Source organism: Pedococcus sp. P2_E5, assembly GCF_056403895.1.
Genome location: NZ_JBFUEP010000036.1, coordinates 1 through 20,006, shown reverse-complemented (window position 1 = coordinate 20,006; position 20,006 = coordinate 1). Strand labels below are relative to the sequence as shown.

At 70.3% G+C, this 20,006-nt stretch carries 21 protein-coding genes; 12 read left to right on the top strand and 9 right to left on the bottom strand.

The features are described from left to right. Positions 1-25 precede the first annotated feature (25 nt). The 3 genes from AC1DVZ_RS13365 to AC1DVZ_RS13355 all read left to right on the top strand — a co-directional run bounded on the left by AC1DVZ_RS13365 (position 26) and on the right by AC1DVZ_RS13355 (position 2,765). Positions 26-1,213: a cysteine desulfurase family protein gene (locus tag AC1DVZ_RS13365; RefSeq protein WP_477618688.1), complete on the top strand. Its 1,188-nt coding sequence runs from the start codon at positions 26-28 to the stop codon at positions 1,211-1,213. Continuing rightward, a complete protein-coding gene (gene mnmA / locus AC1DVZ_RS13360; protein ID WP_477618687.1) occupies positions 1,213-2,298 on the top strand; it encodes a tRNA 2-thiouridine(34) synthase MnmA in 1,086 nt (361 codons plus the stop codon). The genes AC1DVZ_RS13365 and mnmA overlap by 1 nt, the downstream gene beginning before the upstream one ends. Positions 2,299-2,381: 83 nt before the next feature. Next, the gene (locus tag AC1DVZ_RS13355) at positions 2,382-2,765 is read left to right on the top strand and encodes an MmcQ/YjbR family DNA-binding protein (protein WP_477618686.1); all 384 of its coding nucleotides are present in this window, start codon (positions 2,382-2,384) and stop codon (positions 2,763-2,765) included. A gap of 75 nt (positions 2,766-2,840) precedes the next feature. On the opposite strand, the gene AC1DVZ_RS13350 is transcribed toward AC1DVZ_RS13355, so the two are convergent. From AC1DVZ_RS13350 to AC1DVZ_RS13335, 4 genes are all read right to left on the bottom strand, one after another. Further along, entirely contained in the window at positions 2,841-3,464 is a 624-nt protein-coding gene (locus AC1DVZ_RS13350) for an antibiotic biosynthesis monooxygenase (protein WP_477618685.1), read from the bottom strand. A gap of 117 nt (positions 3,465-3,581) precedes the next feature. Beyond that, positions 3,582-3,812, bottom strand: coding sequence for a hypothetical protein (locus AC1DVZ_RS13345; protein WP_477618684.1), 231 nt, complete (start codon positions 3,810-3,812; stop codon positions 3,582-3,584). Positions 3,813-4,102: 290 nt separating this feature from the next. Further along, positions 4,103-4,450 (bottom strand): hypothetical protein, encoded by a 348-nt coding sequence (locus tag AC1DVZ_RS13340; protein ID WP_477618683.1) that lies wholly within the window; start codon positions 4,448-4,450, stop codon positions 4,103-4,105. Between the two features lie 155 nt (positions 4,451-4,605). Further along, positions 4,606-5,523 carry a peptidoglycan-binding domain-containing protein gene (locus tag AC1DVZ_RS13335; protein ID WP_477618682.1) on the bottom strand — a complete coding sequence of 306 codons (918 nt, stop codon included), beginning with the start codon at positions 5,521-5,523 and terminating at the stop codon, positions 4,606-4,608. A 265-nt stretch (positions 5,524-5,788) separates the two neighbouring features. Here AC1DVZ_RS13335 and AC1DVZ_RS13330 point away from each other — a divergent pair, with 265 nt between their 5' ends. From AC1DVZ_RS13330 to AC1DVZ_RS13320, 3 genes are read left to right on the top strand one after another with little or no spacing between them, the layout of a single operon-like run. Continuing rightward, the gene (locus tag AC1DVZ_RS13330; protein ID WP_477618681.1) at positions 5,789-6,742 is read left to right on the top strand and encodes a S1C family serine protease; all 954 of its coding nucleotides are present in this window, start codon (positions 5,789-5,791) and stop codon (positions 6,740-6,742) included. Between the two features lie 49 nt (positions 6,743-6,791). Then, positions 6,792-7,790, top strand: a complete 999-nt coding sequence (locus AC1DVZ_RS13325) for a uroporphyrinogen decarboxylase/cobalamine-independent methonine synthase family protein (RefSeq protein ID WP_477618680.1) — start codon at positions 6,792-6,794, stop codon at positions 7,788-7,790. Positions 7,791-7,797: 7 nt separating this feature from the next. Next, positions 7,798-8,778, top strand: coding sequence for a DMT family transporter (locus AC1DVZ_RS13320; RefSeq protein WP_477618679.1), 981 nt, complete (start codon positions 7,798-7,800; stop codon positions 8,776-8,778). A gap of 74 nt (positions 8,779-8,852) precedes the next feature. On the opposite strand, the gene AC1DVZ_RS13315 is transcribed toward AC1DVZ_RS13320, so the two are convergent. Beyond that, entirely contained in the window at positions 8,853-10,355 is a 1,503-nt protein-coding gene (locus tag AC1DVZ_RS13315; RefSeq protein WP_477618678.1) for a long-chain-fatty-acid--CoA ligase, read from the bottom strand. A 182-nt stretch (positions 10,356-10,537) separates the two neighbouring features. On the opposite strand from AC1DVZ_RS13315, the gene ligA reads away from it, so the two are divergent. Both ligA and AC1DVZ_RS13305 read left to right on the top strand, forming a co-directional pair. Then, positions 10,538-12,688, top strand: a complete 2,151-nt coding sequence (gene ligA / locus AC1DVZ_RS13310; RefSeq protein ID WP_477618677.1) for an NAD-dependent DNA ligase LigA — start codon at positions 10,538-10,540, stop codon at positions 12,686-12,688. Beyond that, complete coding sequence (locus tag AC1DVZ_RS13305) at positions 12,685-13,152, top strand: DinB family protein (protein WP_477618676.1); 468 nt, start codon at positions 12,685-12,687, stop codon at positions 13,150-13,152. The genes ligA and AC1DVZ_RS13305 overlap by 4 nt, the downstream gene beginning before the upstream one ends. A 44-nt stretch (positions 13,153-13,196) precedes the next feature. On the opposite strand, the gene AC1DVZ_RS13300 is transcribed toward AC1DVZ_RS13305, so the two are convergent. The 3 genes from AC1DVZ_RS13300 to AC1DVZ_RS13290 all read right to left on the bottom strand — a co-directional run bounded on the left by AC1DVZ_RS13300 (position 13,197) and on the right by AC1DVZ_RS13290 (position 14,276). Beyond that, positions 13,197-13,385: a hypothetical protein gene (locus tag AC1DVZ_RS13300; RefSeq protein ID WP_477618675.1), complete on the bottom strand. Its 189-nt coding sequence runs from the start codon at positions 13,383-13,385 to the stop codon at positions 13,197-13,199. 124 nt (positions 13,386-13,509) lie between these two features. After that, entirely contained in the window at positions 13,510-13,944 is a 435-nt protein-coding gene (locus AC1DVZ_RS13295; protein WP_477618674.1) for a hypothetical protein, read from the bottom strand. Next, a complete protein-coding gene (locus AC1DVZ_RS13290) occupies positions 13,944-14,276 on the bottom strand; it encodes a PadR family transcriptional regulator (protein WP_477618673.1) in 333 nt (110 codons plus the stop codon). The genes AC1DVZ_RS13295 and AC1DVZ_RS13290 overlap by 1 nt, the downstream gene beginning before the upstream one ends. A gap of 134 nt (positions 14,277-14,410) precedes the next feature. Here AC1DVZ_RS13290 and AC1DVZ_RS13285 point away from each other — a divergent pair, with 134 nt between their 5' ends. Then, positions 14,411-15,820 (top strand): tannase/feruloyl esterase family alpha/beta hydrolase, encoded by a 1,410-nt coding sequence (locus tag AC1DVZ_RS13285; RefSeq protein WP_477618672.1) that lies wholly within the window; start codon positions 14,411-14,413, stop codon positions 15,818-15,820. 16 nt (positions 15,821-15,836) lie between these two features. On the opposite strand, the gene AC1DVZ_RS13280 is transcribed toward AC1DVZ_RS13285, so the two are convergent. Then, complete coding sequence (locus AC1DVZ_RS13280) at positions 15,837-16,592, bottom strand: FadR/GntR family transcriptional regulator (protein ID WP_477618671.1); 756 nt, start codon at positions 16,590-16,592, stop codon at positions 15,837-15,839. A gap of 149 nt (positions 16,593-16,741) precedes the next feature. Between AC1DVZ_RS13280 and AC1DVZ_RS13275 the strand changes: the two genes are divergently transcribed. The 3 genes from AC1DVZ_RS13275 (at position 16,742) to prfB (ending at position 19,986) form a co-directional block, all read left to right on the top strand. Further along, positions 16,742-17,314 carry a gluconokinase gene (locus tag AC1DVZ_RS13275; protein ID WP_477618670.1) on the top strand — a complete coding sequence of 191 codons (573 nt, stop codon included), beginning with the start codon at positions 16,742-16,744 and terminating at the stop codon, positions 17,312-17,314. After that, complete coding sequence (locus tag AC1DVZ_RS13270; protein WP_477618669.1) at positions 17,311-18,717, top strand: GntP family permease; 1,407 nt, start codon at positions 17,311-17,313, stop codon at positions 18,715-18,717. The genes AC1DVZ_RS13275 and AC1DVZ_RS13270 overlap by 4 nt, the downstream gene beginning before the upstream one ends. 150 nt (positions 18,718-18,867) lie before the next feature. Beyond that, positions 18,868-19,986, top strand: a complete 1,119-nt coding sequence (prfB, locus tag AC1DVZ_RS13265) for a peptide chain release factor 2 (RefSeq protein ID WP_477618668.1) — start codon at positions 18,868-18,870, stop codon at positions 19,984-19,986. Positions 19,987-20,006: the final 20 nt, after the last annotated feature.

Genomic DNA, 20,006 nt, shown 5'->3' with positions numbered 1-20,006 from the left:
GCGGTTGACGCGTAAACTTTCGACGGTGACCGCCTACCTGGACCATGCCGCCACCACGCCGATGCTCCCGTCGGCCATCGCGGCGATGGCCGACCAGCTGGCCACGACCGGCAACGCGTCCTCGCTGCACACCTCTGGCCGAATGGCCCGCCGCGTCGTCGAGGAGTCGCGCGAGCGGCTGGCCAAGGCGCTCGGAGCGCGGCCGTCGGAGGTGGTGTTCACCTCCGGGGGCACCGAGTCCGACAACCTGGCCGTCGCCGGCACGTTCGAGGCGCGGCGCGAGGCAGACCCGGGCCGCGTGCGCATCGTGTGCAGCGCGATCGAGCACCACGCCGTCCTCGACTGCGTCGAGCACCTGGTCGCCCTGGAGGGCGCAAAGGTGACGTGGGTGGAGCCGGACGCGCTGGGCTTCATCACGACCGACGCGGTGCGTGCCGCGATCGAGGAGGACCCGGACTCGGTGGCCCTGGTCACCGTCATGTGGGCCAACAACGAGGTCGGCACCGTGCAGCCCGTCGCGGCGCTCGCGGCGCTCGCCCATGAGTTCGGGGTGCCGTTCCACACCGACGCGGTGCAGGCCGCCGGACACCTCCCCGTGGACTTCGCCGAGTCCGGAGCCGACCTGATGACGGTGACCGGCCACAAGGTCGGTGGGCCGCTGGGCGTCGGTGCACTGCTCGTGCGGCGCGACGCAGTGGTCGTGCCGCAGACCTTTGGCGGGGGACAGGAGCGACAGATCCGCAGCGGGACCCTCGACGTCCCCGCGATCCGTTCCTTCGCCGTCGCCATGGAGGAGTCCGTCGCCACCATCTCGGTGGAGGCGCCGCGGCTGATGGCGTTGCGGGACAGGCTGATCCGCTCGGCGATGGATCTCGGCTACGACATCACGGCGACGGGCGCCTGGGAGGCCGGCGACGGCATACACAGGCTGCCCGGCAACGCCCACCTGCTCGTGCCGGGCTGCGAAGGCGACTCGTTGCTCTATCTCCTCGACGCCGCGGGGGTCGAGTGCTCGACCGGTTCGGCGTGCCAGGCCGGCGTGCCGCAGCCGTCGCACGTGCTGCTGGCCATGGGGATCCCCGAGGATTCGGCGCGGGGCGCGCTGCGCCTGACGTTCGGCCACACGTCCACCGATGCCGACGTCGACGCCGTGCTGGCCGCGCTGCCGGCAGCGATCGACCGCGCCCGGCGGGCCAGCGGGTGGACCGACTGATGCGGGTTGTCGCCGCGATGTCCGGCGGGGTCGACTCCGCCGTCGCCGCAGGACGGATGCTCGACGCGGGACACGAGGTCGTCGGCGTGCACCTCGCCCTGTCGCAGAGTGCCGCTACGCTGCGCGAGTCGGCGCGTGGCTGCTGCACGATCGAGGACGCCGGGGATGCCCGCCGCGTGGCCGACGTGCTCGGAATCCCTTTCTACGTCTGGGACATGGCCGAGCGGTTCAAGCGCGACGTGATGGAGGACTTCGTCGCGGAGTACTCCGCCGGACGCACTCCCAACCCCTGCCTGCGCTGCAACGAGAAGATCAAGTTCTCCGCCCTGCTCGACAAGGCGGTCGCGCTGGGCTTCGACGCGGTGGCGACCGGTCACTACGCGCAGGTCGTCGAGCGCGACGACGGCGGCCGAGAGCTGCACCGTGCCGTCGACATGGCGAAGGACCAGTCCTACGTGCTGGGCGTGCTCGACGCCGAGCAGCTGGACCGGGCGTTCTTCCCCCTCGGTGACACGGCGAAGCCCGAGATCCGCGCCGAGGCCAAGGAGCGCGGCTTCTACGTCGCGAGCAAGCCCGACTCCCACGACATCTGCTTCATCGCCGACGGTGACACCCGTGGCTGGCTGACGTCTCGGCTGGGGGAGCAGCCCGGCGAGATCGTCGACGCGTCGTCCGGCGAAGTGGTTGGCGCGCACCAGGGTGCCTATGCCTACACCGTCGGTCAGCGGCGCGGGCTGGGTCTCGACCGGTCGGTCATGGACGGCGACCCGCGCTACGTCGTGTCGGTGGACGCGGCCGCCAACCGGGTCATGATCGGCACGTCAGACCTGTTGGGGGTCAACGCGATTCGCGGTGACCACGCCCGATGGTGCGGGCCGCCGCCCGAGGGTGTCGTCGAGGTGGGCGCCCAGGTGCGCGCGCACGGCGAGGAAGTGCCGGCGCAGGCGTGGGCGTCCGGGGACGACGTGGAGGTGCGCCTGTCGGGCCGACTCCGCGGGGTGGCTCCCGGCCAGTCCGTGGTCCTCTACGAAGGGACGCGCGTGGTGGGTTCGGCCACCATCGCGTCCGCCTGGCTCGAGAGATAGACACGGAGCGGCGACGAGAGGGGGAGGACACGAGCGACGAAGGAGCGAGGCCCGGAGCCCCGAGGACCGCGACAGACAGTCACGTGCCGCGTGGCGAGATCCGGGACGGGTCACCGCTCGCGAGGGTGCGGTCGCTGTGTCTGGCGTTCCCGGCGACGGAGCAGCGTGAGTCGCACGGCGAACCCTGCTGGTTCGCCGGTGGGAAGAAGACGTTCGTGATGGCGGCGCAGGAGCACCATGACCACCGCACAGCGATCTGGACGGCTGCACCCGAGGGGGTGCAGTCCGCGCTGGTCGCAGCGGAGCCGGGTCGCTACTTCCGGCCGCCGTACGTGGGTCATCGCGGGTGGGTGGGGGTCTACCTCGACATCGACGACATCGACTGGCCGCACGTCGAGGAGATCATCGAGGACGCCTGGCGCTGCGTTGCTCCGCAGCGGCTGATCGCGGAGTACGAGGCGAACTGAGGCTGGACGTGAGCGCGGGGTGGTCCGGGGGCGAGCACGGACCACCCCGGCAGGCTGTGCCTGACGCCGCTGCTGTCAGACCATCTCAGGGAGGTGGAGATGAGCGAGCGCCACCTCCATCTCCATCACGTCGTCGATCGTCGCTCCGATGTCCCTGCTGGCTGCTTCGCGAATGCTGGCAGCGGCATCACGGCTGGCCTCGAGCTGCTCGCGCCGCTCGAAGGTGACGGTGCCCACCGCTCTGCCGGTCTCGCGGCTGATGAGCAGACTCGCGCTGCAGAAGCCATCGAGCTCCTGAACCCTGGGCAGGACGGCCATCCTGAAGACGTCAGAGGCACGTTCGGCGTGGTCGGCCATCCCGCTCAGCCACGTGATCCTGGCGCAGGCGCCGTCGGGCATGGCGTGGTCGCGGTGGACGACTGCGACCTCCCACGTGTCCACGGTGCTGGTGCTGGCACCCAGGGCCAGCTCTGCTGCATCCCGGAGGGGAAGGACCTTGTCTGCGCTGTCCCGCAGCGCGGCTTCTGACTCCCACGACGACGTGGCGATGCAGCGTCCGGACGCGCGGTCCACGAGCATCGACATCCCGACACATCCATCCATCGCGGTGATCGCCGGCGTGACCTCGTCACGGACATTGGCGATCCCGTCGTCGATCTTGGAGGGGTCTGCCTGGACGGTGGTGGTACGTGCATACACGACGAAACTCCTCTGCTCGGGGCGGCGCCCCGACGGCGCTACCGTCACGGCTAACACTGCTCCCACCTCCGCGCCCCGGCAAGAGTGATTCCCGAGTTCTTCTCCGTCATGAGTCGCTCAGGCGCGAGGGATCCAGCCCGGAGCCGACACGCCGTTGCCGGTGAGGTCGTCGCACTTGACGAACTGGGTCCCCACCCGGGTGAGGGGGCAGCGGCCGTCGTCGGGGATGGTGTGGACGACGGTCGGGCCCGCGTCCTGGCGGGCGGTGGCGGGGAGGGAGCCAGTGCCCAGGAGGAGCAGGCTGGCCAGCGCGATCGTGGTGGTGATGGTGCGGCGAGTGGTGAACATGATCGGTTCCTTCGAGGGTCGAGGGCGGTCGACCTGAGTGCCGGACCTCCCGTGGTCAGACCGTTCTGACACGAGGTGGTTCCAGGCTGGTGCTGCCCCGGTATCAGCCGGGTATCGGCACGATCGACCCCGGTCCCAGATGCTGCCAACGGCACCACATGACGAGGCCCACCCTCCCCGTCGGGGAGAGTGGGCTCAGTCGTGTTCAGGCAGAGGAGGAAGCCAGTAGCCCTGCTACAGCGAGGATGCGCGCCGCAAGCTGGATGCGAGTTCCCTCCCCGCGCTGCGTGTTACGGCTCCTCGCCACCACCACCGGCGAAGAAGCCGCGGTGACCGTTGCAGGAGTCGCCGGGCTGGAAGCCGGACGCCTTGAGATCGGCCGGAGTGGCGCCCGCGGCCCGCTCAGCCTGCTGGACGTGCCCCCAGTTCTGGGGCGGTGCGCCGGGACCGGACGGGGAGCCGGGGGGAAGGTCCTCGCCGTCCTCCAGTCCTGAGAACGTGCAGATGGAGTTGGCGTGGGCGGGGCCCTGCGTGGGCTTGCCGTTGCCGGTGATCTCGCCGGCACTGGCGGCTGACACCCCGACGAGGACGAGAACCCCGGCTGCCGCCGGGACGATGATCAGACGCTTGAGGCGCATGGGTGCTCCTTCGGTTGCAGATGGCCGCCCTGCTCATGGCGCGGCGTGAATCGACGCTAGGGCTCCCCGCCTGCTCCCCGCCTCCACCGACGCCATGACTCTGCCTAGAACATCTGCGGTGCTTCGGCATGCGTCGTGGGCGCAAAACGGCCGATTCAGGGCACCTTCTTGTCGAGGTCGTCCCCGGCGATGACCGTCGTCATGAACTTGTAGTGGTTGTTGACGACGAACCGTGGGTCGCCGCGGAGGACCTTCATGAACTTCTTGTGCTCGGCGTCGTTCTGGCCGACCAGGCACCCAGCGCTGAGCTTGCCGATGTCCCCGGCCGGCTGGTTGAGGCCGGAGTGCTGGTTGATGCCTGCCCCACTGCCGACGGTGAACTGCTTGTCGCCCGGCCGGATCCCGTCCTTGTTCTTGTCGCGGAAGATCTTGACGTTCGCGACCTGGACGAGCGCCTCGTGGCGTCGCGGTGCCGTGAGCTCCGGGTGGTGGATCCCGACGGCCCACGACTTGTACTGGCCGAACGCGATCCGCGCCGCACCGTCGGGGTTGAGCGGGTGCTGGGTGAAGAAGCGGCCGGGCTCGGTGGTGCACAGGACGTTGAGGTCCATGACCGGCTTGCCGAACTTGTCGAAGTGGAACACCGTCCGGCGGTCGTTGAACACGTTGAAGGTGTCGGCGTTGTGTCGCCCGTTCGCGTCGGACCCCTCGACATAGACGATGTTGAAGAACCCCGGCAGCCGCGCGACGAAGAACTTCTGGACCTGCAGGTAGCGGACCATGCGGCTGGCGAAGTCGCCGCTGAGCCGCAGCGGCAGGATGGCGTCGGCCTTGTCGGTGAGCAGCCCCTTGGCGATCTGCGGCGACAGGGCGTCCTTGAAGGCGAACCCCCGTAGCTTGGCGTACCGCGACAGCGTGAGCTTGCTGGCCGACCCGAACTGCCCGTCGGCGGGCGGGTCGAGGCAGCCCAGGGCGGCGAGCCGGGTCTGGACCTCCTTGGCGAGGGCGGTGTCCTGACCGAGCTTGGTGACCGGGACAGAGGCGGACGCGGCGGCGATGGTGGACAGGTTCATGGCTTCGCTCCCCTGTGCGAAGAGGTGGGACGAACGGGAGCGGCCCGGACCACGGGCACACCCCGGTTGGGAGCCGTCAGGCCCCGGGCACCCTGCGTCGCGACGGTCCCTCACGGGAGGGACGTTCCGAGGCTAACGACCGCGAACCGCTGACACCCCAGTCAAATGACGCAGTGTGCGGTCCACCACCCGCGCGGGCCGACGGTGCCGTTCGCCGTCGGTGAACCCAGGAATCCCACCGTGGTCACCGCTCGTTGTCACTGGCATGAGCACTGACCCAGCCGCGGAGTCGGCAGAGTCGGCCGCGCTGGACGCCTACTCCGCGATCGTCACCTCCGTCGCGGCCCAGCTGACGCCGAAGGTTGCCGCGCTGCGGATCCGGTCGCGCCGCGGCGAGTCCGCGGGGTCGGCCGTGGTGCTGACCGGCGAGTCCCACCTCGTCACCAATGCCCACGTGGTCGGCGATGCCGGCGGAGGCACGGCGGAGTTCGCCGACGGCACCGTCGCCCACTTCGAGGTCGTGGGCCGTGACCCGTTGTCCGACCTTGCGGTCATCCGTGCGGACCGTGAGGTGCCTGCCCCGCCCGAGTACGGCGACGCGAGCTCACTCCTCGTCGGGTCGCTGGTCGTGGCCGTGGGCAACCCGCTTGGTCTGTCGGGCACGGTGACGGCGGGCGTGGTGAGCGCCCTCGGCCGCAGCATGCCGGTGCGAACCCGAACGACCGCGCGTCTGATCGAGGACGTCATCCAGACCGACGCGGCGCTCAACCCCGGCAATTCCGGCGGAGCGCTGGCCGACAGCCGAGGTCGCGTCGTCGGGATCAACACGGCCGTCGCCGGAGTGGGCCTCGGCATGGCGGTGCCGATCAATGCCACGACGCACCGGATCATCCACGCGCTGATGCACGACGGACGGGTGCGGCGCGCCTACCTCGGTCTCGTGAGCACCCCTGCCCGACTGACGCCCGCCCAGGCCGAGCGGTACGGCCAGCGCGGCGCGCTGCGAGTCGTCGAGGTCGTGGAGAGGAGCCCCGCCGCACGGAGCGGCTTGCTCGCGGGCGACCTGGTCCTGGCGATCGACGGCGCCCCGCTCGGCGATGCCCAGTCGTTGCAGAAGCGCCTGTTCACCGACKCGATCGGGCAGCGGATGGAGGTCACGGTGATCCGGAACGGCGCACTGGTGGACGCCGTGGTCCTGCCGAGCGAGCTCCCGGACTAGGGACCCCTGCGCCGACGACGGTGTCGGTGCCGCTGACTAGTCTCGGGGCGTGGCTCGCGCAACTGGCATCGGATCTCTCCCGGGCACCGACATCCGCGAGGCCCTCAAGGGTGTGCGCGACATCCTCGGTGACGGGCACCTGCCCTACCTCCCCGAGCTGCCGGCCCGCGGCCCCGGCGCCGACATGATCGGTCGCGCCGCCGGCCTGCTGGTCGACCTGCACGTCGACCTCCAGCCCAGCGGCTGGCGGTTCGTCGAGCGCGGCGGGCACGACGCCCAGCGCACCAAGGCCCTGCTGCGCCAGGACCTCGACGAGCTCGCCGAGGCGTTCGACGGCTACGAGGGCGACCTCAAGGTCCAGTGCACCGGCCCGTGGACGCTCGCGGCCGGCATCGAGCTCCAGCGCGGTGAGAAGGCCCTGGCCGACCCCGGCGCTCTGCGCGACCTCGTCGGCTCACTGGCCGAGGGGCTGCGGGTCCACCTCGCCGACGTCGCCCGCCTCGTCCCGGGCGCCTCGCTCGTGCTCCAGCTCGACGAGCCGTCCCTGCCCGCCGTCCTCGCGGGCCACCTGCCCACCGCCTCCGGCTACGGCCACCTGCGCCCCGTCGACCCCCTCGCCGCGATGAACGGCCTGCGCGACGTGCTCGCCGCCGCGACCGACAACCCAGCCATCGAGGCGGCGACGGTCGTGCACTGCTGCGACCCCGGCATACCCCTGCCTCTGCTCCGTGCCACCGGGGTGGGCGCCGTCGCGCTGGACGTCACCGCCCTCACCCCCCAGCGCTGGGAGTCGATCGCCGCCACCGTCGAGGACGGCGTCGCCCTGTATGCCGGGTGCCTCCCGACCGATGCCAGCGGCACCGTGCGCGGGGCCGCCGGGGTCGTGACCCGGGGCTGGCACGACGCGGGCATGTCCGCGAAGACCCTGGGCGACCTCACCGCGAGCCCGGCCTGCGGGTTGCCCGGACTCACACCAGAGGGGGCCTGGCGCGTTCAACGTGCAGCGGTCGCCGTGGCCGCGGAATGGTCGGAACGAGCCGAGAGTTGACGCACCAATGAGCAGCAGTGTCGCCACCACCCCCACCATCGCCCAGACCCCGGTGACCCGCGTGCCCTGGCAGGCCAAGTACGTCCTGCTCGCGTTCATCTGGGGATCCAGCTTCCTGCTGATGAAGGTCGGGCTGCGCACGATGGCGCCGCTGCAGATCTCGGGGCTGCGCATCTTCGCCGGCACCGCGACGCTGCTGGCCCTGTTGGCCGTCACGGGTGGCCGCCTGCCCCGCGCGCGCCGCACCTGGGCTCACCTCGCCGTGTCGGGGGTGTTCCTCACGGCGCTGCCGTTCAGCCTGTTCGCCGCCGGCGAGGTGCGCGTCTCCTCCGCACTGGCCGGGATCGGCAACGCCACCACGCCCTTGGCCGCCGTCTTCTTCGCCCTGGCCCTGCTGCCCAGCGACCGGCTTTCGCCGCGCAAGCTGGCGGCCGTCGTCATCGGGTTCGCGGGGGTCATCGTCATCATGCAGCCGTGGGAGTCGGCGGGACGCCCTGACCTGCTCGGATTCGGCATGACCCTCGTGGCCGGTGCGTCCTACGGCCTGGGCTGGACCTACAACCGGCGGTTCCTCGGGGGTGCCGACCTGGGTGGGCTGTCCATGCCCACGGCGCTGCTGCTGGTGGGGTCCGCCCTGATGGTGCCGGTCCTGCTCGTGTGGTGGCTGCTCAACCGCGACGCGTACCCCGCGCCGTGGTCCGGGCACGTCGACCTCGACGGCGGGGGCGTGCTGCTGCCGCTGCTCTGCGTCCTGGTGCTGGGCGTCGTGGGGACGGGGCTCGCCTACATGCTGCAGTTCGACGTGGTGCGTGGGGCGGGTGCCACGGTCAGCACCACCGTCACGTACCTCATCCCCGTGGTGTCGGTGCTGCTGGGCGTTGCCGTCCTCCACGAGCACCTGGCCTGGCCCCAGCTGCTGGGCGCCGCCATCGTGCTGGTCTCGGCCGTGGTGATCGGCCTGCCGGCCAAGCGCCGCGCCACCACCTGACGACCCCGCCGCCGAGTCTGAAGGATCCTCCGGGTCCTGACCCGCAGGATCCTTCAGACTCGCGAGGAACGGGCTCAGGCGTCGGCGGGCTTGTGCACCTCGCGGCGCAGGATCTTGCCGGTGGGGCCCTTGGGCAGCTCCGGGACGGCCCAGATGTGCCGCGGGTACTTGTAGGCGGCGATCCGTTCCTTGACGAAGGTCTGCACGTCCTCCAGCGTCGCGGTGGCACCGGGACGCAGCGCGACGGCAGCCCCCACGTCCTCGCCGAGCAGCTCGTCCGGCACTGCGACCACGGCGGCCTCGAGCACGTCGGGGTGGGTGTAGAGCACCTCTTCGACCTCTCGCGGGTACACGTTCATGCCGCCGCGCAGGATCATGTCCTTCTTGCGGTCGACGATCGTGTAGTAACCCTCGTCGTCCACGGTGGCCAGGTCGCCGGTGCGGAACCAGCCGTCCGGGATGGCCTCGGCGGTGGCTTCGGGGTTCTGCCAGTAGCCCTTCATCACGTTGTCACCGCGGATCGCGATCTCGCCGACACCCTCTCCGGCCGGGACGTCGTTGCCCTCGAGGTCGACCAGCTTCATCTCACAGCCGGGGATCGCGATGCCGATGGTGCCGGGCTTGCGCTCACGCGTCGGCATGTTGAAGGACGCCACCGGAGAGGTCTCGGACAGGCCGTAGCCCTCGAGGATCATGCAGCCGAACTTCTCCTCGAACGCCTTCATGACCTCGAGCGGCATCGCTGACCCGCCCGAGCAGCAGGTGCGCAGCGAGGTCGCGTCGAGGGCGTCGGAGTCGGGGTGGTTGAGGATCGCGGCATACATCGTGGGGACGCCCATGAAGATGGTGACCTTCTCGTTGCCGATGACCTTGATGGCCTCGGCCGGGTCGAACCGGGGGATGAGCGCCAGCGCCGCGCCGGCGATGACCGCGGCGTTGAGGCCCACGACGAGCCCGAACACGTGGAACAGGGGCAGGCAGCCCATCACCACGTCGTCGGGCGTGGTGGCCTGGATCTCGACGGCGCTGYGGTGGGCGTTGAGGTGGACGTTCCTGTGGGTGAGTTCGGCACCCTTGGGGCGACCCGTCGTGCCCGAGGTGTAGAGCACGATCGCGGTGTCCTCGTCGTCCCGGTCGACCGGCTCGGCGATCGGGTCGCCACCTTCGAGGGCGCCCTCGGCCGGCCCCATCGGTCCACAGGGGATGATCCGGGTGCCGGAGTTCTTGGCGCCCTCGGTCGCCTCGCCGACGAAGTCCGGCCACACGAAGGCCACCTTGGCCCCGGAGTTGGTGAAGAAGAAGTCGATCTCGCCGGACTTGAGCAGTGGGTTCATCGGCACGAGGATCGCGCCGGCCAGCAGGGACCCGAAGAACACGACGGGGAACGCCGGCACGTTGGGGAGGATGATCGCCACCCGGTCGCCCGGCTCGACCCCGGCGGCGCGCAGCGAACCCGCCACCTTCGCCGCCATGCCGTGGATCTGGGCGTAGGTGATGTCGTTGCCCATGAACTTGATGGCCGGCTGGTCCGGCCGCTCCTGGGCGGTGGTCACCAGGTTGGTGGCGAGATTGGTCATGGCGCAGGCTCCTCGGGCGGTGGGGGTCCGGTTCCCGCCATCCTCGCCGAGAGCGGGTCCTTTGGCTACGGATTCCGGTATGCCGTGTGGCCGGCCTGCGCCCGACCTGCGCCTGACCTGCGCCCGACCTGCGCCCGGCCCTGGGTTGGTTGGCGACACTGGTGTCGGAGGCGTACGGCAGGATGGGCCGCGTGACTGAGAACGACTCGACGGCTTCCCCTGGGTCTGTGCTGGAGCCCGCCACGGACGCGGCTCGCCACGAGTGGGCAGAGCTGGCCGAGCAGGCCACGGCGGCCCAGTTCGCCTACCACGTCAGGGATGCGCCCACGATCAGCGACGGCGACTACGACCGGCTGATCCGGCGGCTCAACGCGCTGGAGGAGGAGTTCCCCGAGCTGCGCACGCCCGAGAGCCCGACCCAGCAGGTCGGCGGCGCCGTCTTCTCGACCGACTTCACCGCGGTGGACCACCTCGAGCGGATGCTCAGCCTCGACAACTGCTTCTCGCCCGAGGAGCTCGCCGCGTGGGCGGCGAGGGTCGCGCGCGATGCCGGCTCCGCGGCATACCACTATCTGTGCGAGCTGAAGATCGACGGGCTGGCCGTCAACCTGCTCTATGAGAAGGGTCGCCTCGTGCGGGCCCTCACGAGGGGCGACGGGCGCACGGGCGAGGACGTGACCAACAACGTCAAGACGATCGAGGGCATCCCGCACCAGCTGGCCGGGTCCAACCACCCGGCGCGGGTCGAGATCCGCGGCGAGGTCTACTTCCCCGTCGAGGCGTTCGGCGACCTCAACGCGAGCCTGGTCGAGGCGGGCAAGGCGCCCTATGCCAACCCGCGCAACACGGCGGCGGGTTCGTTGCGGCAGAAGGACCCTCGCGTCACCGCCAGTCGTGGCCTGCGGATGCTCGTGCACGGCATCGGGCTGCGCGAGGGCTTCGAGCTGACCCGGCAGTCACAGRCCTACGACCTGTTCCGCGAGTGGGGACTGCCGATCTCGACCCACTACCGCGTACTCGACTCGATCGACGGCGTCCAGCAGTTCATCGACCAGTACGGCGCCGAGCGGCACAGCGTCGAGCACGAGCTGGACGGGATCGTCATCAAGGTCGACGAGATCTCGTTGCAGCGCCAGCTCGGCTCCACCTCGCGGGCGCCGCGCTGGGCCATCGCGTTCAAGTACCCGCCCGAGGAGGTCAACACCAAGCTCCTCGACATCCTGGTCAACGTCGGGCGCACCGGTCGCGTGACGCCGTTCGGGGTGATGGAGCCGGTCGTGGTGGCGGGCTCGACGGTCGAGCGAGCCACCCTGCACAACGGCGACGAGGTGCGTCGCAAGGGCGTGCTGATCGGCGACACGGTGGTGCTGCGCAAGGCCGGTGACGTGATCCCCGAGATCCTCGGGCCGGTCGTCGACCTGCGCGACGGCACCGAACGCGAGTTCGTCATGCCCACCGAGTGCCCCTCCTGCGGGACGCCCCTGGCGCCGGAGAAGGAGGGCGACAAGGACATCCGCTGTCCCAACTCCCGCACCTGTCCCTCCCAGCTGCGGGAGCGGCTGGCCGGGCTGGCCGGGCGCGGAGCGTTCGACATCGAGGCGCTCGGCTGGGAGGGGTCCGTCGCCCTCCTCGAGTCAGGCGTGCTCGAGGACGAGAGTGGTCTCTTCGGGTTGGCCGGTGAGGCGGGGCGTGCCCGGCTCGCGACGGTCCCGCTGTTCACGCGGGCCGCCAAGAAAACCGACCCCGCGGAGGCCGTCGTCGACGGAAAAGTGCTGTCCGCCAACGGGATCCGACTCTCCGAGAACCTTGAGCAGGCCAAACTGCAACCCTTGTGGCGGGTCATCGTCGCCCTGTCGATCCGCCACGTCGGGCCGACGGCGGCGCGGGCGCTGGCTCAGCACTTCGCCACGATGGACGCGCTCCGCGAGGCGGCGAAGGAGCGTCCCGAGGAGCTGGCGGGCGTCGAGGGGGTCGGCGGGGTCATCGCCGAGGCCGTGGCCGCGTGGTTCGCCGTCGACTGGCACGACCAGATCGTGGCGCAGTGGCAGGCCGACGGAGTGGTCATGGCGGACGAGCGCGACGAGTCCGTCGAGCAGACCCTGGCCGGTCTGACCATCGTCGTGACCGGGTCCCTCGAGGGCTTCTCCCGCGACTCCGCCAAGGAGGCGATCCTGTCGCACGGAGGCAAGGCGTCGGGGTCGGTGTCGAAGAAGACCGACTACGTGGTGGTGGGGGAGAACGCCGGGACCAAGGAGGACAAGGCCCGCGAGCTGGATCGGCCGATCCTCGACGAGGCCGGGTTCCGCCGGCTCATCGAGACGGGCCAGCCGTGATCGACAAGGACACCTACCTGCGCTTCTGCGACGAGGCGCTGGTGGCGATGCGCGACATCGTCGTCCAGCTCGGCGACGACCTGGCCAACCGGCGGCCAGACCTGCCGGGTGCCAACAGCCCGTTCGCGATCCTCACGCACTGCCTCGGGATGTGCGCCGCCTGGGCGTCGACCACCAACCTCGGGCTGGTCGTCCCTCGGGACCGTCCGGGCGAGTTCACCGCCACGGGCGCGGTGACCGACCTCGCGGCCCGGACCGATCGGCTGCGTCGGAGCCTGTCCGAGTGGGTGGCGGCCAGCGACGTGGGCGCTCCGCCCGCCAACCCGGGCCCCCGCGACGGGTACGCCACCCAGGGAGAGGTGCTGCTGCACGTCTACGAGGAGCTCGCCCAGCACCGTGGTCAGCTCGAGCTCACCCGTGACGTCCTGCGCACTGCGGCGGACGAGGCAACTGGGTCCCTCTGAGAGCGAGGTCCTCGTGACGGTGAGGTCCGCGTGAGGGCGCCGGCTCAGTTGATGCTGCCGTAGTTGGCGATCCCGTTGGCGGCCACCGAGCGGTCGTTGCCGAGTCCGGTCCACTTGTCCTTGAGGCACTTGGCACAGCGCACGAACTCCTCCCCGTCGTCGGTCGTGGCCATCTCCCACTTGTGGTGCAGCCCCGTCCGACACAGGAATGGCTGGGCTCGGCGCGTCGTCATGTTGTACCCAACGCATGAGGTCGCCAAAAGGTTGACCACCGCCGAGGCCGCCCGCGACCACCACCCTGAGGGTCGATCGCTGCGGGGGCACGCCCGCGGCGGCACGCCGGCCGGGTGACGGTGATCAGCCGCCGCCGCCGCCAAAGCTGCCCATGCTGGCGCCTCCGGTCCACTGACCGCCGGCACTGGAGTCCTTCTCCTTCAGGCAACGCGCGCACCGGATGTAGCGCTCCCCGTCCGGAGTGTTGGCCCACTCCCAGTGGTGGTGTGCGTTGGTCCTGCACAACAGCGGCTTGGTCGGTCTGCTCATGGCGTCCTCCACAGCTCCGGCCTGGGTGCCGTGCACTGCCGCGCGCAGCCCCAGGGAATGGGTCAGGATCCCCGCCGCGTGGCGGGCCTGGTGTGAGCCGGGCATCCCTGCGAGCTCGGCGAGGAACTCCTGTCGGTAGCGGTCACGCACTGCTCCAGCCGGGAGGGCATGCGTCGCCAGACGCACCATGCGTGAGGGCCAGGGCTGGACGGGCGCCCACGGTGTCGTCACCGGCCTGGGCATGGTCATCACGCTGTCCCTCCCAGCGGGCGGGGCCGAAGGGCCGCGCGGCCGCGATAGGCCCGCGACACTGCCTCGCGGGCGCTGTCCGCGCCGGTCGCTGTGAGTCGGTAGTAGCGGCGCTGGGGCCTGCCCTCGGCGCGCGGGTCGATGTCCTCCCACTCCGACTCCACCCAGCCGATGCCCTCGAGGCGAGCCAGGATCGGGTGGATGGTCCCGCTCGGCAGTCCGGACTGCTGCCCGACCTCGAGGCCGTAGAGCTCAGCAGCCGGGTCGGCGAGCAGCACCTGGAGCACGAGCTGGGTCGCGATGGTCATGCGGGGCTCGGTACGGCTGGGCATGGTCTTACTCTACCTAGCCCCTAGGTAGAGTACAAGGGAGGTGACGACTGGCCCGGTCTGGCACACGCGGCATACGGGGTTTGTGTGGGGCACCCACATTGAGGGGTGCCCCCGCGTGGCCTTGCATGAGCACCATGCCACTCACCATCGCGCCACTGACAACGACGTCACGCCGCCGCACCGCAGCCCTGGCCACGACAGCCGTCCTCGCCGTCGGGGGAGTGCTCGCCACGGCAGGCCCGGCCGCCGCGGACAAGCCGCAGGGTGAGCACTGCGCCCGCCAGAGCAAGATCGCGGTGCCGGGCGCGCAGGTGCAGGAGGTCGCGTGCCTCGACGACCTCACCACGGCCGGCACGGTCGCGAGCGGGCACACCAACCCCAACGACTGGGCCGGCCTCAACGCGGCGGGCACCAAGAACCCCAGCGGCGTGCCGGGCATCCAGGTCGACGGGTACTTCCCCGACACCTCGACCACCAACGCCAACAACGGCTGGAAGCACGACAGCCAGTTCGTCATCCGGATCCCGGACGACTGGAACGGCGGCCTCATCGTCAGTGGCGCGCCCGGCGTCCGAGCGCAGTACGCCAACGACTTCATCATCGGCGACTGGGTGCTGAGCAAGGGCTACGCCTTCGCCTCGACCGACAAGGGCAACACGGGCACGTCCTTCTACGACGACGGGTCCGTGCCCGGTGGGTCCATCGCGGAGTGGAACCACCGCGTCACCCAGCTGACCCTCGCCACCAAGCGCGTCGTCAAGCAGGTCTACGCGAAGGCCCCCGCGCGCACCTACATGTTCGGGATCTCCAACGGCGGCTACCTCACCCGGTGGCAGCTCGAGAACCGTCCCGACCTCTACGACGGTGGGCTCGACTGGGAGGGCACGCTGTTCCGCGCGGAGGGCCCGAACCTGCTCACCTACCTGCCCACGGCCCTGAAGAACTACCCCCGGTATGCCGCGACGGGCGACCCGGCCGCCCATGACGCGATCATCGGGGCCGGGTTCGTGACCGGGTCGGAGTTCCTGTGGCCGTTCCACGAGGCCGTCTACTGGGACCTCACCCAGCGCATCTACCGCGAGGAGTTCGACCCGACCTTCGACGGTGACCTCAAGGCGGGAATTCCCTTCTGCGCCAGCGGAACTCCGCACTGCGACGCTGACTACGACTACGCCTCGCGGCCCCGGTCGGTGAAGGACGCGGTGGCCTCCGTGCAGCTCACCGGCGCCATCGGAAGGCCCATGCTGACGGTGCAGGGCACCCTCGACACGCTGCTGCCGCCGGCCACCGACGCCGACGTGTACGACCGACTGGTCGACCAGGCCGGGGCCGGTGCCTTGCACCGGTACTACAGCGTCGCGGACGGCACCCACACGGACGGCTTGTACGCCGCCTTCCCCGACCGGCTGCGTCCCCTCCTGCCCTGCGCGCGTACCGCCTTCGACGACCTGACGGGATGGGTCGAGCGAGGGGTGCAGCCGCCTGCCGACGGGGTGCGAGCACGCCCGGTGTCGGGCGACCTCGTCAACACCTGCGACCTGTGAACCAGCCGCCGGGGGGTCAGCCCTGGTGCCCGGGGTCCTTGGCCTCGCGCACGGCCGCGCTCGCCTCGTCGATGATCGAGGCCATCGCGCTACCTGCGGCCTTGCCGTCCCCGGAGCCGATGGCCTGGGCCACTTCGCCGTGCAGGCGGATGGCCGCGGGGTTCGGGGTGCGCGGCATCAGGTCGTGGTGGGTTCGACCGGAGAGCACCTCGTCGACGACGCTGGCCAGGGCGGCCAGCATCTCGTTGCCCGACGCCTCGAGCATGGTGCGGTGGAAGTCCTTGTCGGCCTCGAGGTAAGCCACCAGGTCCCCGGACTTGGCGTGCACGGTCATCTGCATCACGGCCGCGGCCATCGCGCCGCACTGGTCGGGGGTCGCCCGGTCGGCGGCGAGCTCGGCGGCCACGGGTTCGAAACCACGCCGCAGCTCGCCGAGCGACACGAGCTGGTCCTGACGGTCTGGGCCGTCGAGGCGCCAGCGGATGACGCGTGGGTCGAAGACGTTCCACTGCGACCGGGGACGCACCCGCACCCCGAGCCGGCGCCTGGTCTCGACCAGTCCCATGGACGACAGCACGCGCACGGCCTCGCGCACGACGGAGCGGGAGACGCCGAAACGCTCGTCGAGCTGGTCGATCCGCACGACGCTGCCCACCGGGACCGTGCCCGACACGATCTCCTGACCGAGCTTGTCGAGCACGCTGGCGTGCAGCCCGAGCTCGTGCCCACCCTCGGTGGGGGAGTCGTCGGGCGAGGTGTGGTCGACGGGCATGGGCCCAGCCTGCCAGACAGGACGTGTCAGTGAGTYGGAAGCATTAAATAATATTTATTGAGTCAAAGGTCTTGTTAAAACTGTTCTTATGCTTCACGCTGTTCTCCAGGACCTCGATGACGAGCCCGAGCCGACACAGGAGTCAGCCCATGCCTGAAGTGCCCATCCCCGACGTGATGGAACATCCCGCACCGCCCCTTGTCGTGATGATGGGGGTGTCCGGGTCAGGCAAGACGACCGTCGGCGCGGCCCTGGCCCAGCGACTGCGCGTCCCGTTCGCGGATGCGGACGACTTCCACCCCGAGGCCAACATCGCCAAGATGTCGGCGGGGATCCCGCTCGACGACGACGACCGGGGGCCCTGGCTCCAGGCCATCGCCGCCTGGCTGGTCGAGCACAGCCCCACCGGGGGAGTCGCGAGCTGCTCGGCCCTCAAGCGGAGCTACCGCGACGTCCTCACCCACGCCGCCCCGCACGCCGTGTACCTCCACCTGCACGGGGATCGCGACGTGCTGGCTGCCCGCGTCGCGGGCCGTCCCGGGCACTTCATGCCGGCCGCGCTCATCGACTCACAGTTCGCCACCCTCGAGGTGCTCCAACCAGATGAGCTCGGTGCCGTCCTCGACGTGGCCGAGCCGGTCGACACCCTCGTCGACGAGTCCCTCACCCTCCTCACCTCCCTCGTTACCTCCCCCGCTTCGAAAGGCGTGACCCAGCCGTGAACACCGACTTCCTCTCCTTGCTGCAGCCGGCCCTCAGCGCGGCTGATGCCGCCCCGCTCCCGGACATTCCGGCCGCGCGGCTGATCCCAGCCGCGCTGCTGGGCATCGCCGTGATCGTCCTGCTCATCACGCGCTTCAAGCTGCACCCGTTCCTCGGGCTGACGCTCGGGTCGCTCACCGTCGGCGCCGTGGCCGGCGTGGCGATGTCCGACACCATCGCCAGCTTCACCAAGGGCTTCGGCTCGACGGCAGCCGGCGTCGGCACGCTGATCGCCCTCGGCGCCATGTTCGGCAAGCTGCTGGCCGACTCCGGTGGCGCGGACGAGATCGTCGACACCATCGTCGGTCGGTCCTCCGCACGCACCCTTCCGTGGGCGATGGCGGGCGTGGGCGCGCTCATCGGCCTGCCGATGTTCTTCGAGATCGGCCTCGTCCTGCTGATGCCGGTGATCTTCCTGGTCGCCCGTCGTTCGGGGCTGTCCATCATCAAGGTCGGCATCCCCGCCCTGGCCGGTCTGTCCGCGATGCACGGCCTGGTGCCCCCTCACCCCGGGCCCCTCGTTGCCATCGACGCCCTGAAGGCCAACCTCGGCATCACCCTGGCCTTCGGTGTCCTCGTTGCGCTGCCGACCATCGCGATCGCCGGTCCGCTCTTTGCCCGCTTCGCAGGTCGCTGGGTCGATGTGCCCGCACCCGAGCTGTTCGCGACCGACGGCGAGCGCGAAGCCAGGCTCCAGCGCCCGACGTTCGCGGTCACCCTGCTCGCAGTCCTCACGCCCGTCGTCCTGATGATGGGCAAGGCGCTTGCCGACATCTTCGCCGCGGAGGGCAACCCCGTCCGCACCGTGCTCGACTTCCTCGGGACGCCGCTCATCGCCCTGCTCATCGCCGTCATCGTCGGCATGTTCACCCTCGGTCGCGGCGCCGGCATGGGCACCAAGGAGCTCTCTTCATCTCTCGAGAAGTCGCTCCCTCCGATCGCCGGCATCCTGCTCATCGTCGCCGCCGGTGGCGGTTTCAAGCAGACCCTCGTCGACACCGGCATCGGCGGTCTCGTCGCCGACTGGGTGCAGGGCAGTGGCGTGAGCATCCTCCTGCTCGCCTGGGTGGTGGCCGTCATGATCCGGCTCGCCACGGGCTCGGCGACCGTCGCCACGGTCACGGCTTCCGGCATCCTCGCGCCGCTCGCGGCCGGCATGAGCGCCCCCGAGGTCTCGCTCCTCGTCCTCGCGATCGGCGCCGGCTCGGTGTTCTTCTCGCACGTCAACGACGCCGGCTTCTGGCTGGTCAAGGAGTACTTCGGCCTCTCGGTCGGCCAGACCATCAAGACCTGGTCGCTCATGGAGACGCTCCTGTCCGTGTCCGGCCTGGTGTTCGTCCTCATCCTCGGCCTGGTCGTCTGACCTCCACCCCGCACCAAGCCCGGGTATGCCGCGCGGCCCAGCCGCGCGGCATACCTGCGTCGTGGTGGTGGGCTCCGTGGTGGTGGGCTCCGTGGTGGTGGGGTCCGCGGCGGTCCGGGTGCACGCGAGGGGGCATTAGAGTTGTGTCTCGTGGCCGTCGACTTCCAGCAAGAGATCAAGCAGCTCCGCAACACCATGGACTCCGTGCGTGAGGTGACCGACCTGGCGTCCGTCCAGCAGCAGATCACCGAGCTCGAGGCCAAGGCCTCGGTGCCGAACCTCTGGGACGACCCCGAGGCAGCCCAGCAGGTGACCTCCGCCCTGTCGAGGGCGAACTCCGAGTACGAGCGCGTCACCGGCATGGACCAGCGGATCGACGACCTCGAGACGCTCGTCGAGATGGGCACCGAGGACGGCGGCGACCCCGAGACGATGGTCGAGGCGGAGAAGGAGCTGGTCTCCCTCCAGAAGGCCGTCGGCGAGCTCGAGGTCCGCACGCTGCTGTCGGGCGAGTACGACGAGCGCGCGGCCGTCATCACCATCCGCGCCGGGGCCGGCGGCGTCGACGCCGCCGACTTCGCCGAGATGCTGATGCGCATGTACCTGCGCTGGGCCGAGCGCCACAACTACCCGGCCCAGGTCATGGACACGTCCTACGCCGAGGAGGCCGGGCTCAAGTCCGCGACCTTCGAGATCAACGTGCCGTACGCCTTCGGCAACCTCTCGGTCGAGGCGGGCACCCACCGCCTCGTGCGGATCAGCCCCTTCGACAACCAGGGGCGACGCCAGACGAGCTTCGCCGCGGTCGAGGTCATCCCGCTCATCGAGCAGACCGACTCCATCGACATCCCCGAGAACGAGATCAAGGTCGACGTCTTCCGCTCCAGCGGCCCCGGCGGACAGAGCGTCAACACCACCGACTCCGCGGTCCGCATGACGCACATCCCCACGGGGATCGTCGTGTCGATGCAGAACGAGAAGTCCCAGATCCAGAACCGCGCGGCAGCCCTGCGCGTCCTGCAGTCCCGCCTGCTCGTCCAGCGCCAGGCCGAGGAGGCTGCCGAGCGCAAGGAGATGGCGGGCGACGTCAAGGCCAGCTGGGGCGACCAGATGCGCTCGTACGTCCTGCAGCCGTACCAGATGGTCAAGGACCTGCGCACCGAGTTCGAGGTCGGCAACCCCTCCGCGGTCTTCGACGGCGACATCGACGGCTTCATCGAGGCCGGGGTCCGGTGGCGCAAGGAGCAGGAGAAGCTGGCCGCGGGCTGAGGCCCCACCCAGCACAGGAA

What these genes read in the sequence shown, in the direction of transcription:
- AC1DVZ_RS13285 (WP_477618672.1), top strand. Translation starts at nt 14,411, where the DNA reads ATGCCACTCACCATCGCGCCACTGACAACGACGTCACGCCGCCGCACC.
- AC1DVZ_RS13345 (WP_477618684.1), bottom strand. Translation starts at nt 3,812, where the DNA reads ATGTTCACCACTCGCCGCACCATCACCACCACGATCGCGCTGGCCAGC.
- AC1DVZ_RS13275 (WP_477618670.1), top strand. Translation starts at nt 16,742, where the DNA reads ATGCCTGAAGTGCCCATCCCCGACGTGATGGAACATCCCGCACCGCCC.
- AC1DVZ_RS13280 (WP_477618671.1), bottom strand. Translation starts at nt 16,592, where the DNA reads ATGCCCGTCGACCACACCTCGCCCGACGACTCCCCCACCGAGGGTGGG.
- AC1DVZ_RS13300 (WP_477618675.1), bottom strand. Translation starts at nt 13,385, where the DNA reads ATGACGACGCGCCGAGCCCAGCCATTCCTGTGTCGGACGGGGCTGCAC.
- AC1DVZ_RS13290 (WP_477618673.1), bottom strand. Translation starts at nt 14,276, where the DNA reads ATGCCCAGCCGTACCGAGCCCCGCATGACCATCGCGACCCAGCTCGTG.
- AC1DVZ_RS13335 (WP_477618682.1), bottom strand. Translation starts at nt 5,523, where the DNA reads ATGAACCTGTCCACCATCGCCGCCGCGTCCGCCTCTGTCCCGGTCACC.
- AC1DVZ_RS13340 (WP_477618683.1), bottom strand. Translation starts at nt 4,450, where the DNA reads ATGCGCCTCAAGCGTCTGATCATCGTCCCGGCGGCAGCCGGGGTTCTC.
- AC1DVZ_RS13320 (WP_477618679.1), top strand. Translation starts at nt 7,798, where the DNA reads ATGAGCAGCAGTGTCGCCACCACCCCCACCATCGCCCAGACCCCGGTG.
- mnmA (WP_477618687.1), top strand. Translation starts at nt 1,213, where the DNA reads ATGCGGGTTGTCGCCGCGATGTCCGGCGGGGTCGACTCCGCCGTCGCC.
- AC1DVZ_RS13295 (WP_477618674.1), bottom strand. Translation starts at nt 13,944, where the DNA reads ATGACCATGCCCAGGCCGGTGACGACACCGTGGGCGCCCGTCCAGCCC.